General features: G+C 57.7%; 10 protein-coding genes. 2 read left to right on the plus strand and 8 right to left on the minus strand.

Annotated elements, in window-relative coordinates:
- Positions 1 to 11: 11 nt before the first annotated feature.
- The 5 genes from ccoG to ccoN form a co-directional block, all read right to left on the minus strand.
- Entirely contained in the window at positions 12 to 1,427 is a 1,416-nt protein-coding gene (gene ccoG / locus ACRER8_RS15420; RefSeq protein ID WP_431747101.1) for a cytochrome c oxidase accessory protein CcoG, read from the minus strand.
- Between the two features lie 541 nt (positions 1,428 to 1,968).
- Positions 1,969 to 2,949: a cytochrome-c oxidase, cbb3-type subunit III gene (gene ccoP / locus ACRER8_RS15425; RefSeq protein ID WP_431747102.1), complete on the minus strand. Its 981-nt coding sequence runs from the start codon at positions 2,947 to 2,949 to the stop codon at positions 1,969 to 1,971.
- A complete protein-coding gene (locus ACRER8_RS15430; RefSeq protein ID WP_431747103.1) occupies positions 2,946 to 3,137 on the minus strand; it encodes a cbb3-type cytochrome oxidase subunit 3 in 192 nt (63 codons plus the stop codon). The genes ccoP and ACRER8_RS15430 overlap by 4 nt, the downstream gene beginning before the upstream one ends.
- Before the next feature lie 5 nt (positions 3,138 to 3,142).
- Positions 3,143 to 3,754: a cytochrome-c oxidase, cbb3-type subunit II gene (gene ccoO, locus ACRER8_RS15435; RefSeq protein ID WP_431747104.1), complete on the minus strand. Its 612-nt coding sequence runs from the start codon at positions 3,752 to 3,754 to the stop codon at positions 3,143 to 3,145.
- Positions 3,754 to 5,196, minus strand: a complete 1,443-nt coding sequence (gene ccoN, locus ACRER8_RS15440) for a cytochrome-c oxidase, cbb3-type subunit I (RefSeq protein WP_110947157.1) — start codon at positions 5,194 to 5,196, stop codon at positions 3,754 to 3,756. The genes ccoO and ccoN overlap by 1 nt, the downstream gene beginning before the upstream one ends.
- Positions 5,197 to 6,114: 918 nt before the next feature.
- Here ccoN and ACRER8_RS15445 point away from each other — a divergent pair.
- On the plus strand, positions 6,115 to 6,804 hold the full coding sequence (locus ACRER8_RS15445; RefSeq protein WP_431747105.1) for an alpha/beta family hydrolase: 690 nt from the start codon (positions 6,115 to 6,117) through the stop codon (positions 6,802 to 6,804).
- On the opposite strand, the gene ACRER8_RS15450 is transcribed toward ACRER8_RS15445, so the two are convergent.
- The 3 genes from ACRER8_RS15450 to ACRER8_RS15460 form a co-directional block, all read right to left on the minus strand.
- Entirely contained in the window at positions 6,793 to 7,281 is a 489-nt protein-coding gene (locus ACRER8_RS15450) for a hypothetical protein (protein ID WP_431747106.1), read from the minus strand. The genes ACRER8_RS15445 and ACRER8_RS15450 overlap by 12 nt on opposite strands.
- A gap of 122 nt (positions 7,282 to 7,403) precedes the next feature.
- On the minus strand, positions 7,404 to 9,314 hold the full coding sequence (locus tag ACRER8_RS15455; protein WP_431747107.1) for an Ig-like domain-containing protein: 1,911 nt from the start codon (positions 9,312 to 9,314) through the stop codon (positions 7,404 to 7,406).
- A gap of 70 nt (positions 9,315 to 9,384) precedes the next feature.
- Positions 9,385 to 11,253 (minus strand): hypothetical protein, encoded by a 1,869-nt coding sequence (locus ACRER8_RS15460; protein ID WP_431747108.1) that lies wholly within the window; start codon positions 11,251 to 11,253, stop codon positions 9,385 to 9,387.
- 1,106 nt (positions 11,254 to 12,359) lie between these two features.
- Between ACRER8_RS15460 and ACRER8_RS15465 the strand changes: the two genes are divergently transcribed.
- Complete coding sequence (locus tag ACRER8_RS15465; RefSeq protein WP_431747109.1) at positions 12,360 to 13,910, plus strand: autotransporter outer membrane beta-barrel domain-containing protein; 1,551 nt, start codon at positions 12,360 to 12,362, stop codon at positions 13,908 to 13,910.
- Positions 13,911 to 14,010: the final 100 nt, after the last annotated feature.

The following is a 14,010-nucleotide window of genomic DNA, read 5'->3' on the forward strand; positions in this document are numbered from 1 at the left end:
GCTGACTTCTCTCAACGAACGTGTGGGCCGATGAATCGGCTCTTGGCTTGTACTTCGGTATCGCTGTTTTCGATGTCCTTGAGGATGAAGCGAATCTCGTTGGTGCTCGAAGGCAGCTGCTCGGGGGCAACCGACAGCTCCACCGGCAGGGTGAAGATCTCGCCGGCGGGCACCTTGATCTCGCGTCGGCCTTGCAGTTTCAGGTCCGGCAAACCGGTGGCGTCGAGGACATAAGTGTGGTCGACCTGATCCTTGTTCATCACTTTCAGGCTGTAGACATTCTCGATCCGGCCCTCGGCGTTTTCGCGATACAGCATGCGATCCTTGCTGACGTCGAAGCCCACCAGCGAACGCATGAAAAACGCCCCGCTCAACACGCCGATCATCACCAGCAGTACCACCGCATAGCCGATCAGGCGCGGCCGCAATTTGTGCGTGACCTGACCGGAAAGGTTGTGTTCGGTGGTGTAGCTGATCAGACCGCGAGGGTAGCTCATCTTGTCCATGATGGTGTCGCAGGCATCGATGCAGGCCGCGCAGCCGATGCACTCGATCTGCAGGCCGTCACGGATGTCGATGCCGGTTGGGCAGACCTGGACGCACATGGTGCAATCGATGCAGTCACCCAATCCTTGAGCTTTGTAGTCCAGATCTTTTTTACGCGGGCCACGCTTCTCGCCGCGACGTGGGTCGTAGGAAACGATCAGCGTGTCCTTATCGAACATCACGCTTTGAAACCGCGCGTACGGGCACATGTAAATACACACCTGCTCGCGCAACCAGCCCGCGTTGCCATAGGTCGCGAGGGTGAAGAAGCCAACCCAGAAGTACGACCAGCCATCCGCCTGGCCGGTGAAGAATTGCAGGGTCAATTCGCGTATGGGGGAGAAGTAGCCAACGAAGGTCAGACCCGTGATCAGGCCGATCAACAGCCAAAGGCTATGTTTGGCGAGTTTGCGTCCGAATTTGCTGGCGGTCATCGGCGCTTTGTCCAGCTTCATGCGTTGATTGCGGTCGCCCTCGGTGACCTTTTCGCACCACATGAAAATCCACGTCCAGACACTCTGCGGGCAGGTATAGCCACACCACACGCGGCCGGCGAAAACGGTGATGAAAAACAGTCCGAACGCACTGACGATCAGAATGCCGGACAACAGGATGAAATCCTGGGGCCAGAAGGTCGCGCCGAAGATGTAGAACTTGCGCTCCGGCAGGTTCCACCAGACCGCCTGATGCCCGCCCCAGTTGAGCCAAACGGTGCCGAAATACAGCAGAAACAGCACAATCCCGCCGCCGATTCGCAGGTTGCGAAACACACCGGTGAACGCCCGGGTGTAGATCTTCTCCCGGGATGCGTAGAGGTCAACGCTGTCACCGTCCTTCCTGGCAGGCGGCGTGACGTTGTGTACCGGAATCTGGTTACTCATCGAAAACATCCCACGGCAGGGGAAAGTTGCTCCGGCCAGTGCGTGCCGGTCGGGGGTCGTGTGTGGTGTAAAGCCGCGCATCTTACCCCCTGTGATTTTAGTCGAGGGGTGTGGCATCGGGTCGCCTCGTTGCAGTGCCTTAGACCCCGAATGGCTTTTGATTCTGGCCGGAGGCCGTACATATGGCGTCCGATATTGCCTTCCGGGTAGACGCAAAAGCTTGATGGCTTTTGATTCTGGTCGGAGGCCGTACAGATCGCGTCCGATATTGCCCTCCAGGTAGACGCAAAAGCTTGATGGCTTTTGACTCTGGCCGGAGGCCGTAGGAGCAAGCTTGCTCGCGATCTGGCGCGAAGCGGCAGCAAATCCGGCGAATGCGGCATGCCTGACACCGACGAAGTGTCAGGGTTTACGACTGCTTCGCAGCCGATCGCTGGCAAGCCAAGCTCCTACGCCCTCCGGGCAGAATCAAAAGCGTCGGATCGCGTCCGATATCGCCCTCCGGGCAGAATCAAAAAGCTGTGAGGATGTCGCTACCGTTCTATTCCTGTCCCTCCGTCTGCTTTTCCCCATGAGACAAGCTATACACATACGCCGCCAGCAAATGCACCTTGTCGTTCCCCTGCAAAAATTCCTGCGCTGGCATCTGCCCCTGGCGGCCGTAGCGAATGGTCTGTTGCAGTTGGGCGAAACTGGAGCCGTAGATGAACGCGCCGGGGTGGGTCAGGTCGGGAGCGCCCATGGCGGGGGTTCCTTTGCCTTCGGGGCCGTGGCAGGCGACGCAGTTGGCGGCAAAGATTTTCTGCCCGGCAGCAGGGTCGGCCTTGGCATCTTCCGGCAATTTGCGGCCGTCCAGTTGGGTCAAGACATAGGCCGAAACGTCACGCACGCCTTGATCGCCGACCACTTCACCCCAGGCAGGCATTACCGCGTGACGTCCACCCATGATGGTGGTCTTGATGGTCTGCGGCTCGCCGCCCCAGCGCCAATCGGTGTCGGTCAGGTTGGGGAAGCCGTAGGCGCCTTTGGCGTCGGAGCCGTGGCAGACCGAGCAATTGGAGGCAAACAGCCGACCGCCCATTTTCAAGGCTTGTGGGTCCTGGGCGACTTCCTCGATCGGCATGGCGGCGAACTTGGCGAAGATCGGACCGAAGCGCGCATCGGAACGGGCCATTTCCTTTTCCCATTCGTGCACGCCGGTCCAGCCTTGCTTGCCATCGGAGAAGGCGATTTTCTTGTCGTTGTCGGCGTAGTCGTAACCCGGCAGCAGGCCCGTCCAGTTGCCCAGCCCTGGATAAAGCGCCAAGTAGCCCAAGGCAAAGATGATGGTGCCGATGAACAGCATGAACCACCACTTGGGCAGCGGGTTGTCGTATTCCTCGATGCCATCGAAGGAATGGCCGACGGTCTCGTCGGTGGTATCGGCGCGCTGGCCCTTGCGGGTCGCCAGCAGCAGCCAGGTCAGGCAAAAGATCGTGCCCAACGACAGTACGGTGACGTACAGGCTCCAAAACGTAGTCATTCTTTGTGGCTCCTGGAGGCTTTTTCTTGCTCGAGGTGCTTGATGGCCTCGGGGTCATCGGCAAACGGCAGCAGGGTCGCATCGTCGAATTCGGCTTTGCGCCGCGGGCTGAAAACCCAGAGCGCCAGACCGATGAAGGCCACCATCACGACCACGGTGCCCAGGCCTCGAATCATTCCGATATCCATAGCGATCACCGTTTGCTCTTGATGAGGGTGCCCAGGCCCTGCAGGTAGGCCACCAGCGCGTCCATCTCGGTCTTGCCCTTCACGGCATCTGCGGCACCGGCGATGTCTGCATCGGTATACGGCACGCCAAGGCTACGCAGGACTTCCAGTTTGCGACCGGTCAACTTGCCGTCGAGCTTGTGCTCCACCAGGAACGGATAGGCCGGCATGATCGACTCCGGTACTACGTTGCGCGGGTTATACAGGTGCGCGCGGTGCCAATCATCCGAGTAGCGGCCGCCGACGCGGGCCAGGTCCGGCCCGGTGCGCTTGGAGCCCCACAGGAACGGGTGATCCCAGACGCTTTCGCCCGCCACGGAATAATGGCCATAGCGTTCGGTTTCGGCGCGGAACGGCCGGATCATCTGCGAGTGACAGCCGACGCAACCGTTGGCGATGAACACATCGCGGCCTTCGACTTCCAGAGCAGGGCGCGGCTTCATGCCTTCGACCGGCTTGGTGGTGACGTCCTGAAAAAACAGCGGGACGATCTGTGTCAGGCCGCCCACCGCGACCGCGATGACCATGAATAGCGCCAATAGCCCGATGTTCTTTTCGAGTGCTTCGTGTCTGATCATCAGTGGGCTCCCACGACAGCGATCTGGGTGGCAGCGTCGGCTTCTTCGGCGTTCGATGCACGCACGGTGCGGAACACGTTGTAGGCCATGAACAACATGCCGCTGGCGAAGAAGGCACCCCCCACGGCACGCACGATATAGCCCGGATGGCTGGCCTGCAGCGCCTCGACGAAGGAATAGGTGAGGGTGCCGTCGTCATTGATCGCACGCCACATCAGGCCCTGCGTGATGCCGTTGACCCACATCGAGGCGATGTACAGCACGGTGCCGATGGTCGCGAGCCAGAAGTGCGTATTGATCAGACCGATGCTGTGCATCTGTGGCCGGCCGTAGAGACGCGGAATCATGTGGTAGACCGAGCCGATGGAAATCATTGCCACCCATCCCAGGGCGCCCGCATGAACGTGGCCGATGGTCCAGTCGGTATAGTGCGAGAGCGAGTTGACGGTCTTGATCGCCATCATCGGCCCCTCGAACGTCGACATACCGTAAAACGCCAGGGAGACCACCAAAAAGCGCAAGATCGGGTCAGTGCGCAACTTATGCCAGGCGCCGGAGAGGGTCATCATGCCGTTGATCATGCCGCCCCAGCTGGGAGCCAACAGGATGATCGACATCACCATGCCCAGCGACTGTGCCCAGTCGGGCAGGGCGGTGTAGTGCAAGTGGTGCGGGCCGGCCCAGATATACAGGGTGATCAAGGCCCAGAAGTGGACGATGGAAAGACGATACGAATAGATCGGGCGCTCGGCCTGTTTCGGCACGAAGTAGTACATCATCCCGAGGAAACCCGTGGTCAGGAAAAAGCCTACGGCGTTGTGCCCGTACCACCACTGGATCATCGCGTCGGTGGCGCCCGAATAGGCCGAATAGGATTTGAACAGGCTCACCGGCAGCGACATGTGATTGACGATGTGCAGCATGGCGGTGACCACGATGAAGGCACCGTAGAACCAGTTGCCGACATAGATGTGCTTGGTCTTGCGCTTGACGATGGTGCCGAAGAACACCGCTGCGTAAGTGATCCAGACGATGGCCAGCAGAATCGCGATCGGCCATTCGAGTTCGGCGTATTCCTTAGTGGTGGTGTAGCCCATCGGTAGGGTCACGATCGCGCCGATGATTACTGCTTGCCAGCCCCAGAAGTGGAACGCGGCCATGCCATCGGAGATCAGTCGCGTCTGACAGGTTCGCTGCACGACGTAATAGGAGGTGCCGAACAGCGCGCAGCCGCCGAAGGCGAAGATCACAAGGTTGGTGTGCAAAGGGCGCAAGCGTCCGAACGTGGTCCACTCAAGACCGAAGTTCAGATCAGGCCACACGAGCTGTGAGGCGATGAAAACACCGAGCCCCATGCCAAGGATCCCCCAGACCACCGTCATGATGGCGAACTGGCGGACTACCTTATAGTTATAAGCAGTCGGAGTGATTGCAGTGCTCATTCTAAGGTTCCACGGTTTGGGTATTTTATTAGTGTGGTAATGGCCGCAACATCGATTTAAGCGTAGACCTTTTGCCGCGCCGGAGCGTGTGTCGGGGCCAACTGATCGACTGCTGTGGTGCTCCAGCAGATGCCTGCGCGAAGGTGCGCCGAGGCGATCTGCCCAAGTGGGCCGAAGGGGGCGGGGGAACAGGCGGTGAGGCAGCGCGCGTGAGTGGAGAAAAATTGGATACAACCCTGCGGGTGACGGACATGGCTGCGCTGTCTGTCTGCAAGAGGGTTGCGGGGTCGTGCACAATCCTTTCACTGAGCCTGTGGCCAGCTGCTGCCGGACCACTGTGGGACGTAGCTTAGACGGGTTTGCTCGGCGATGGAAGCCGTAAGAACGCACGCTGCGACACTTCGCCACGTGAAGAGGGCAGGTTGCCGCGCCCTTTGCGGGACGCGGCATTTACCCGTTTTCGATGCTCGCTGAAACGTTTCCCTCCCTGCATTCCATGCGTATTGATCGAGCGTTTCGACATCGAAAGTTGTATACAAAAGCCGATGACAATTGCACTTTTACTGCCCAAAAATTTGGCCCGAGCTGACAGACAAGGCCGGAGATCGTCACGGTTGATCGACCGGCACCGGACAGGAGGAGCTGTTTCGTCAATGAACCGGCCCGGTTACGTGTGGTTTGGGGCGCTCATGCTGACGTTGCTTTTCTGCCGAAGTGTGCTGGCAGGGTAAGTACCCGGAACTGAACCGCGGCTGTCTCGAGTGAGGATCTTCATGTCACCGGTCCCGGCGGCCGTATGACGGAGAATTTCCTCGGGTGCCGGGCCTTGCAGCAGATCTGCGCCCGGCGCCGGGACCGGCGCGGCATAATGGGCACATTTGCGCGTCACCTTCACGGGCAGGACAGATCGAGACAAGCATGAGCAAAGAACACCCAACAAGCACCGACGCCGATCGCTGTGCGCACCTTGCACAAACCCACGGGTGGTTGTGGAGCGCAGCCGCGCCTGCCGATCACGGCACGCCTGCGACGCTGATTCTCGCCCATGGTGCGGGGGCGCCGATGGACAGTGAGTTCATGAATGACATCGCCGAACGTCTCGCTGCTTTGGGCGTCGGCGTATTGCGTTTCGAATTTCCTTACATGGCCCAGCGCCGGATCGACGGCGGCAAACGCCCACCAAATCCTCAGCCGCAGTTGCTCGAATGCTGGCGCGAGGTCTACGCAGAGATACGCCTGAATATCCGGGGTCGCCTGGCGATCGGTGGCAAATCCATGGGCGGGCGCATGGCCAGCCTGCTCGCCGACGAGCTGCAACCCGACGCGCTGATTTGTCTGGGCTACCCGTTCTACGCCGTGGGCAAACCGGAAAAACCGAGAGTCGCGCACCTGGCCGATTTGCTGACGCCGACCCTGATCATTCAAGGCGAACGCGACGCGCTGGGCAACCGCGAAGCCGTCGAAGGCTACACACTCTCACGCCAGATCCTCGTTCACTGGTTACCCACCGCCAACCATGACCTCAAGCCATTGAAGGCGGCGGGCGTCAGTTACCAGGCTTGTCTGCAGGATGCGGCCGAACAGATCGCCAAACGACTAGCGGGCTGAGGCGGCGAGGTCTTTTCCGGGGCTACAGCGCAGATCGAATTCCCCATGAGATACGGTGAAATCGATCGCCGACATCGAAAACTCGAACGTTCCGCGCAGCCGGCCGGTTTCAGCGTTGCACTCGATCAACGTCACGCTGCCGTGCTGAAAATCCCGCGAGTGATAGACCTGCGCCTGCTGCTTGGGGGTCAGGTGATAAACCGCAGTCAGGCGCTCGTTGCGCACCAGATCGTAAGTCCCGGGCTCCAGCGATTGGTCAATGAAGAAGCCGAACACCGTTCGACGATGCGCGACTTTGCCCGTGGCTTGGATCTTCCAGATTCTGCACGTGCGCTGACCCACCAGCTCGGAGCGCAGGCATAAGAGCCCCTGCAGATCAGTGGTAGTAAAGGGTTTGTTGTTGATCAGGGCGTGGAAATGGCCTTGGCCGGAGTCGCGAGGAAAGCCGGGGGACGGCAGATGAGTAATGTTTTCCATGGCTTCTCTTTTGATTGGATGAATGCATAGAAAATCCACGTGCCGAGGACACCGCCTTGCAGTCGCAATGTCCTCGGGACGCGAATCTGTCAGTCAGATGGTGATTGTTCAAAGCGTCTGTATCAGCGTATGGCGACACAGAGGCTCGGATTGATGTGAAGCAGTTTGAAATCCTTCCCGGTATTCAGATTTTTCACGTAGTACCACTTGGCGCCCAAAATATTTTTCGCGACCGTGGACGACCAGTAGTTACCATTGCCCATTGGCCAGCGATTGCCATAGGTATTAAATATCTCGATCAGCTCCTGAATACTCGGCACGCGACCGCCAATTCTGGAAGCAGCCGCCGATACCTGGGTCAGATTGCCGGCTCCCACGCCATGACACTCGATGACGCCGGTCACCGACACCGTATAGCTTTTGCTTTCGCCGGAGGCATCGGTGACAGTGATCGTCGCGCTGCCCTTACTCCGCACCGACGTCAGTCCCTCCTCGTTCACATGCGCTACCTTGGGATCGTTCGAGGTGTAGGTGTAAGGAGGGAGACCGCCCACAGCGGCGCGCTTGACCGTCGTACCGGTGGGGAACGCCGGCAGCAGGTCGGGATAAGCGGGTAACAGATAGACTTTGCCCGGCAACGCCACCGGCGAAGTGTCCAGCACCATGCCCTCACGAACCGTCAATTCCAGCTTGTGCGACTCCGTTTCAACCCCCTCACGGGTGACGAAATACGACACCGTCGCGTTACCGCCCTCGGCCTCGTCGATGTACTGCCGGGGAATGCCGAACTTCAGGTGAGTGCTGTCGCCCACCGTCTGCGCCTCACCGTCGTAGGTGGTCTTGCCCGCCCAACGCACCTTCACTACATCAGTCGCCGCCATACCCCGATAACTGGCGCGCGCAACCGCCTCCGCGCCCGAGATCAACGAAGGCCGCAACACCCCGTCTGGCCCCACCGTGTCCACCGTCGGCGCTGGCAGATCCAGGGCCGCGCTGAGAACCTTCAACGCCACCTTCCCGGAATCCTGCACCACACCGCTGCGCCGCATGACACTGTAGGAAACCTCCACCGTCTGACCGTCGTTGACCGTCACCAGGGCAGCCGCAAATGTCAGAGAAACCTCCTGGCCAGCCTGCTCGGCGGTGACCACGTGTTCTTTGACATCGCTGCCTTTTGGACCCTCCCAACGCACCACGAACTTCTCGCCTTCGCGCAGATTCGCCGACGCATCGATCACCACCGTCGCGCCGTTGGCGGCATTGGCCGGGTCGAGGATGTCGTTGGTGGCTTCCTTGATGGTGGGCAGGGGCAGGGGATTAAGCACCGACAGCCGCAGATCGATCGACAACGCCTCGGACTTCATCGAGACGTTACCCGCCAGATCAGTGACGGTGTAATACACCTGCGAACTCACACCATCCGCCTGCTCCAGCAATTCACGGGTGAAGTTCACCGTCACACTGTTCAAGCCCATGTCGTTGGCATCGACTGTCACCAACGGGCCTTCCAGCTCGCCCCAATACGTGCGAACCACATCCCCTTCAGTCATGCCGTTGTAGCTGGCGATACGACCGGGCAGAATGTTGTTCATTGCTTCCAGTTCGTCTGAAGTCAGGCCGTCCTGAATGTCGGAGGGGAAGATGATGGGGGCGAGATCGGGGGTGCCGGGGGCGGTGCGGTCGATGCGCATGGGCGTGCTGTCGGAGAACACCTCTGCTTGGGTATTCGGGCTAAAAATCCGATAGGAAACCGCGTGGTCACCTTCGGTTAACAGTTCCACAGGCACTTCGACGGTGAGTACATCACCGGGTTTGTCCGTTTCCAGAATATCTTTCTCCGGTCCCACTCGCTCTCCATCGAACACCAGTTGATAGGTATATCTAGGCTCGGCGGCCGGCCATACCGGAAAGTTAACCACGACGGGGGATTCCAGGTGTTCAATTGGAATCAGCCCTCCTTCGAGGGCGACGGGAATAGTTGCTAGATCCAGAGGAATGGGCTCCCTGGGTGTTGCAATGTCCTTCGGATTCATCTTTGAGTCCTCTGTTTTCATGGAAAGGGCAGGGCGACAAGTGCCGCACCTGCCTGCGCGTTATATCGTTTTAAGGGCGAAGGCTGCAGAAGTTTTCGTTCGGAAAACGCATGTCGACAGGGATTCGAGTTACTTTTGAAGTTACAGCACTTTGGTTGCTTCCGGGTGCAGGTTCTACTCGGACGTAGGCTTCGCAATAACCGGTGCAGATAGAACGAAGACTGTTATACGGAACAGCAAAGCTGCAACCGTTGATAAGGTCCTCCTCATAAAGTTCTCGGCTTGCTGTCACCGTAGCTGCCTCAATCGGATTGCCGTTGTCATAAAAACCTTTAAATATGAAAAACAGTTTTTGATGTTCAACCATATTGACATACGGCTTGATAAATCCGCTTGTTCCGTCGGGGGCAACTGTCACGGCAAGATAGCCAGTAGCTGTCAATTCGAATTCCGGCCCTTCAATACCATCTTCGCCGCCAGGTAACTCCTCCCTTGAGCGTACCGTTACCTTCTGTGTCGGCGAAGATGTAGTATTAGGATTGCCTTGACGGCTGACTGTATAGCGAACTTGGATTTCGGCGCCTGTTCCTTGCGCTTTCATGATAGAGTTTGCAATCGGGATGATGAGGTCTTGTTTTGCAGCGATATCGGTTTCGCTGATCTGATGCCATTGCAGGCGCTCTTGATCACCCCAGACCAGATTCAAATTGTCATTGAGACGGAAGTCATCACTCCACTCCACAATTGCATTACTATTGAGTTCATAGTCGTCTTCATCGATGAAGTTGTCAGCCTTGTTCGGATTCTCTACGCTGGTTCCTTGAATAACCGGAGGCGTTGCCGGTTCTGGAACTGGCAGCGTCACGTAGACATCGATGGTGGTCGGCAGCGAAGAGCCATTCAGTTGATTTTGCCGGGAAATCTTATAGCTGACGGCTACCTCGCCCACCGGTTTGGCAGCGATGGTTTCATAGGGCACTCGCAAAGAAACCACAATCGCTTCGTTTTCACCACCTGCTGGCAACTCGACCGGGAACATGGGTCTGTCTTCTCCCCAGTACAGCGTAATCTGATCGAAAGCCGCGGCGCCCGGATAGTGCGGAATATCTACTTGTACCCCTGGCCGGGCTTCGATGAAGTCGATCAAGTCGCCTACGGTAGGGTCTATCACCGGTGCCGGGTAGTCTTCCGGAATCTCCTCGAGCAGCAGGATGATCTCGGTGGGCAGTGAATATTCTGAAACGTTGCCCGCTCGGTCGGTAACGTTGTATTTGACCTGTTTCGGGCCTGCGGCGATGGACTCAAGAAATTCACGGGAGAAGTCGAAGATGACCTTATTCAATCCCATGTCGGATTCGTCGACTGTGGCAAAAGGGCCTTCAACATCGCCCCAGTATGTTTGAATTAAGTCATGTTTAGTCATGCCGTTATAACCGGCAACTTCGACGGTAAGTTTATTGCCCAGGTGTTCCAGTTCGGCGAGTGTTAGTCCGTTGATGACTTCAACAGGGAATTGGATGGCGGCCAGTCGCGGCTTACCGGGTGCTGTCCGATCAATCACAACTCTGGAAGTTTCCGATACTGCGGTGGCGCCAGTGATCGGGCTTGTTGCCTCAAAGGCAAGGCTATGAATGCCTTCGGTTTGCAGCACCACTGGCAGTTCCAATGTAAGCGGGTCTCCAGGTGTTTCAGTCGCTTGAATCTCTTTGATGGCTCCGTAAAGCTGACCATTCCACATAAGTTGATAAGTGTAGGTGGGCTGTGCGCCTTCCCACACTTTGAGATCAACCACAATTGGCTCATCCAGCGCGGATACGGGCAGTAATCCCAGACTATCTTCATCATGAAAGGCGACCGCGATATCGGGTGCCTGCATTGGAATAGGCGCCCAACCGCTACCGGTGCGCAGAATAGTGGGGGTTTGGCTCATGTCGTTCATAAAAGTCCTTCTCGATGTGCTTCTCCAACAGCGCGAAACGGAAATCGTTTCGAGCGTCGCTGAGTGAGCAGGATTTCCCTGTTCTGCGAATAAACTAATCGCAAGATTCTTCCGTGGTCAATGTGGTAAGAATCCACGTTTGTAGGAGCTTTTTAATTTATGTAGGACGTTTGAAAAAAACTCAAAAAAAGCTCTGCAGGGTTTTTCGGACTTGGCCTTGAAATATGGAGCAGTTGTCTTTTTTGGAGTAGGAAAAAACGCCATTGTCTTGGGAAACTTCCTACTTTGATTTTTTTTTATTTTTTTAAAGAAGACGATATTTGTTCGCAAACTTGCGGTTCTCACACACAGGAGGATTGCGGGTGTCTATCGGGAATGTGTCGTCAATTGGGTTCAAGCGCAGCTTGCTCGCACTGTCCGTCAGTGTCTTTTCGCCACTAACATGGGCGGGCGAGGCGGAGGGAAAACAGGCGGAAGGGATGACAAACGGAATCGGTACTGGGGTATTGGAGGTGCACGGTGTTCAGAAAAGGGTTGTGATAGTCAATGGCGTACCGCTCACTGTTGATAGCTCAATGCCCATGGCAAGCTATCAGGTCACAAACGGAGGTGTGCTGACTGTCGAGAGCGGTGGAGTGGTCGAGCACGTTCGAGTCTTTGGGGCAGAACTAAACGTCAATGGAGCGGAGGTTCTGGATGGAGTTGACGTGACGAAAGGGACGGCAACTATTACCGCTGCAAGGGTCATCAGTACTGGCAATGAGGCGTTGATCCTCGGGGTGGATGAACGGGATCCTCTTACCCAATCGACGGCACACGTCGCGGACAGTCAGCTCCAGGGTAAAGGCTTCGGTGCGCTTGTATCGGGGGGGGGCGAATTGTGGCTCACGCGATCCAGCCTGGAAGGTAGTGGTCCAGGAGCGCTAGGGAGCAACGGAGGGTTATCGCTGGCTGGAGGCATCGCGCACATAGGTGATGCCAGTCATGTAACAGGGGACGAGACCGGTGTCCGAATTTTCAATGGAACGAAGGGCTACTACTCGGAAAAGAATATCCTCGAGATTGATCGCTCTACGGTCACGGCCCGCGTCGGGTCAGCTATAGAGGTGATCAGAAGCCCCGAAATCCAGAACGAGAAAACGACGGCGGATATCCTGATCGCCAACCATTCCATTCTTGAAGCTGGCAACGGCCGTCTGGTCGATGTAAAGCAGGAAAGCTCCGCCAAGGTTGAGGTCAACGACAGTGCCCTGAACGGCGACTTCGTAGCCGACGACACCAGCACGCTGAACGTGATTTTACGCAATCACGGTCGCCTGGACGGCAACATCATCAACGGCAACTCGCTGATCATCGACTCAAGCGGCCACTGGCAGCTCCAGGCCGATAACGAGGTCAAGTCGCTGGCCATTGACGGTGGCAGCGTGGGGTTTTCCGAAGAAGGCTTTCATACCCTGACCCTCGGGCAGCTGTCGGGGCGGGGCCGGTTCGATATGCGTATAGACTTGGCGAATGCTGCGGGCGACCTGCTGAATGTCGAAGGCGAGGCCTCAGGCAATCATCTGCTCAATATCCGCAATACCGGCGAGGAAACCGTGCCATCGGAGTTTGATGCGTTGCGGGTGGTTCATACCGAAGGCGGCGACGCTCAGTTCCGGCTCAGAGGCGCGCGTGCCGATCTTGGCGCCTATTCCTATGAGCTGGAGCAACAAGGCACCGACTGGTTCATCGTCGGTTCAGGCAAAATCATCAGTCCGTCCACTGAAAGCGCTTTGGCGCTGTTCAACGTCGGTCCGACGATCTGGAACAGCGAGCTGAGCACCTTGCGCAGTCGCATGGGCGAGGTGCGGGGGCAGGAGCAGGGCGGCGGCTGGATGCGCAGTTATGGCAGCCGCTTCAATGCGTCGCTGGACTCGGGGCTGGATTATCGGCAGAAGCAGCGCGGGTTGTCGTTCGGCGCCGATGCGCCGGTGCCTGTCAGCGACGGACAATTGCTGGTGGGCTTGATGGGCGGCTACAGCAAGTCCGATCTGGACATGGGACGTGGCACGTCTGGCGAGGTGGACAGTTACTACATCGGTGCCTATGGCACCTGGTTGTCGGAGGACGGCTATTACCTGGACGGTGTGGTGAAGGTTAACCAGTTCCACAACGCGTCGAAGGTGGCGATGAGCGATGGCGAGAAGGCCAAGGGCGACTACAGCAACATGGCGGTCGGTGGATCCGTGGAATTCGGCAAGCACATCAAGCTGCCTGACGATTACTTCGTGGCGCCGTTCGCGCAGTTGTCGAGCGTGTGGATCGGTGGCGACAGCTACACCCTGGACAATGGCCTGCAGGCCAAGACTAGCCAGACTCAGTCGATATTGGGCAAGGTCGGAGCGACGCTGGGGCGTCAGTTCACCCTTGCCGATGGCGGCGTGGTGCAGCCTTATGTGCGTGTGGCGGGGGCTCATGAGTTCTCCCGTAGCAATGACGTCAGGGTCAACGACCAGCGTTTCGACAACGATCTGTTTGGTTCGCGGGCCGAGCTGGGCGCTGGTGTGTCGGTGTCGCTGTCCGAGCGGCTGCAAGTGCATGCCGACTTCGATTACATGAAGGGCAAGCATGTCGAGCAGCCATGGGGGGCCAACGTGGGTCTGCGCCTGGCGTTCTGATCTTCGGCATTTGATCGCTTTCATGTCGTTCGATGAGCCCCGACTGCGGCAATGCAGCCGGGGCTTTTTTCAGCTGTAGGTTTAGCGGTTTGTATCCAGG

The organism is Pseudomonas sp., assembly GCF_050739935.1.
Taxonomy (GTDB): Bacteria; Pseudomonadota; Gammaproteobacteria; order Pseudomonadales; family Pseudomonadaceae; genus Aquipseudomonas.